Raw genomic sequence first — 1,359 nt, 5'->3', positions numbered from 1 at the left:
ATGAAGATGGCGACCGCGTTGTCGGCGTTCGTTGTGCACTGACCATCTCAGGTCGTCCGCTGTCTAGGTCGGACAGGTCAATCGCCACTGAACCACAGGTATCCGTTGCGATTGATTGCATCCTCCGCCGCCTCCCGCAACACGTTGACGACTTCATCTTCGCGCTCGTTGCGTGTTGTCGTGTTCGATAACTCGTCCAGAAAGAGGGTTAGCTGATAGGAGTTGAACATGGTATCTGCATAGGCGTGAATCTCTCCTATCATTGTTCCAGGCAGGGCGTACATCGCCATTTCTGACAGCGTCGTCGCTACTTGTCCGTGGTATATCTGCACTCTGTCGTGCACTTGATTCTGGACGACAACCGAAATTCCCATACAGTGTTCTCCTATGGAATTGGGAACATGTTTTTACGGTCCCCGGTCGGTCGGTTATCGCAACGAGAACGCCGGAGCGCTGATTTCATGTCACCGCCTGTCGCCAGTTATATCGAATGGCGGATACCCGTTTATGTCAAATTCGCGTGAATCGTCTCTATGTTGCGCACCTCGGACTCGCTCATCTCGGGATATCTGGGCTGTCCGTCAAATCCGCACGCTATGCGCTGAATGAATTCATTGACCGAAACGTTCCATGGTGACCATTCGGTGCCCTTGTTTAGAAGCCAGCTGAACTTTGATGTATCAATGTTCACGGTAGGTCGACCTCTAAGGGCGCTAGTCATCGGTAAGTACGATTAACGACACTACCTTTGCGCTCCGGTCGATAGCCATGAGCTCGTGAAACTCCATATGCAGATTCCCGTAGTCGTTTTTCGCAGAATCTCCTAAATCTTTCAGGAGATAGATCGAATCCGCCCCAGCCAGAGCATCGTTAACTGATGACCCGAGTTCCGCTCTCAACGCTGCAGGCACAAGGCCGCAGTTCTGCAGCCATCGATCCAGCACATCTACTGCATCCTTATGGTCGATCAGATCGAATGACGACGGCGACAAACTAGATATCCAATACGGGCCATGCCTTATGCCGTCGACATCAATGCCTCCGCCCACATAATCGTCGCGATATTCGACTGTACGGAGGACTTCATCGATTACCGCGTCGTCGTTGGCGGCCGAATCGGGGATCATGAAAGTTCTCACATCAACCCACTGAAAGCAATGGCGACCACCTGGCTCAAAATCATAGTCGCGAAAGTTGATGAATTTCATGCCGATATATTTCACGTCGTCAACGAGTCCTTCCAGTGAGAGGTTGATATATTAGATGTGCCACCGTTTAACCGAAACTCCGGGCACGTCATTGAAATCTATTGTCGGCCCACCCGACCTGCTAAATGGCCTATAAGTGACAGTCGACGGT

At 51.4% G+C, this 1,359-nt stretch carries 2 protein-coding genes; both read right to left on the bottom strand.

Annotation, left to right across the window (positions count from 1 at the left end; translation table 11 throughout):
* Positions 1–77 precede the first annotated feature (77 nt).
* Positions 78–374, bottom strand: coding sequence for a hypothetical protein (locus ACFWPJ_RS32985; RefSeq protein WP_378857465.1), 297 nt, complete (start codon positions 372–374; stop codon positions 78–80).
* A gap of 339 nt (positions 375–713) precedes the next feature.
* The gene (locus ACFWPJ_RS32980; RefSeq protein ID WP_378857463.1) at positions 714–1,223 is read right to left on the bottom strand and encodes a hypothetical protein; all 510 of its coding nucleotides are present in this window, start codon (positions 1,221–1,223) and stop codon (positions 714–716) included.
* Positions 1,224–1,359 lie beyond the last annotated feature (136 nt).

Origin of the sequence: Nocardia sp. NPDC058497, from assembly GCF_042720195.1 — a bacterium.
Classification (GTDB): domain Bacteria; phylum Actinomycetota; class Actinomycetes; order Mycobacteriales; family Mycobacteriaceae; genus Nocardia.
Note: the sequence above shows the minus strand (reverse complement) of the source record. Positions and strands in the feature narration are given on the sequence as shown.